Source organism: Serratia sp. Res13-Sevr-LER1-36-b (genome assembly GCF_015673035.1).
In the GTDB taxonomy this organism is placed as follows: Bacteria; Pseudomonadota; Gammaproteobacteria; order Enterobacterales; family Enterobacteriaceae; genus Chania; species Chania fonticola_C.
Map to the genome: position 1 here is coordinate 1 of NZ_JADACK010000046.1, position 710 is coordinate 710.

1 protein-coding gene is annotated in these 710 nt (G+C 54.6%); it reads left to right on the forward strand.

Translation table 11 applies throughout. The annotated features are described in order from the left end of the window. Nucleotides 1–21: 21 nt before the first annotated feature. Nucleotides 22–710: IS110 family transposase (locus IMQ33_RS26020; RefSeq protein WP_230327535.1), on the forward strand; the 689-nt coding region annotated here is incomplete at its 3' end.

Consider the following 710-nt stretch of genomic DNA (forward strand, 5'->3'; position numbering starts at 1 on the left):
TTTGGCGACTGTCATGTCTGCATGGAGGCCACCGGGAGCTACAGCACGGAGCTGGCCACTTATCTGGCAGACAACAACTACCACGTCAGTCTGATGAACCCGGCGTGTATCCATTCCTTCAGCAACACAGAACTCACCCGGAACAAGACGGACAAAAGCGATGCAGCGATGATAGCCCGCTACTGCGCACTGCATCAGCCCGACCCGTGGTTCCCAGCCCCGTTGAGTGAACGCCAGTTGACCGCGCTGGTGAGGCATCTTAAGAACCTCGAAGAGATGCGTCAGATGGAAGAAAATCGTCTGGAGGTAGCAGAGGCGGTCATCGTCCCTTCACTCAATGAGCACATCGCCACGTTGGATGACCTGATACGAGAAACGAAGAAGAAAATCAGTCAGCACATCGATGATAACCCTGACCTGAAACGGGACAGTGAGTTGCTGAAAAGCATCCCTGGGGTGGGAGAGATGCTGAGTTCCAGCTTGCTGGCCTTCGCAGGGAACCTGCGGCGGTTCACCAGCAGCAAGGCCCTGGTGGCGTATGCAGGACTGAATCCACAGCGATGTGAGTCGGGGATGTTTAAAGGGAAAAGCCGGTTATCGAAAGTGGGACATGGTGAGTTGCGAAGCGCGTTATACATGCCCGCGGTGGTGGCAGGCCAATACAATGTAGTGGTTAAGGACTTAACCGAAAGGCTGAAGTTGCGTGGAAA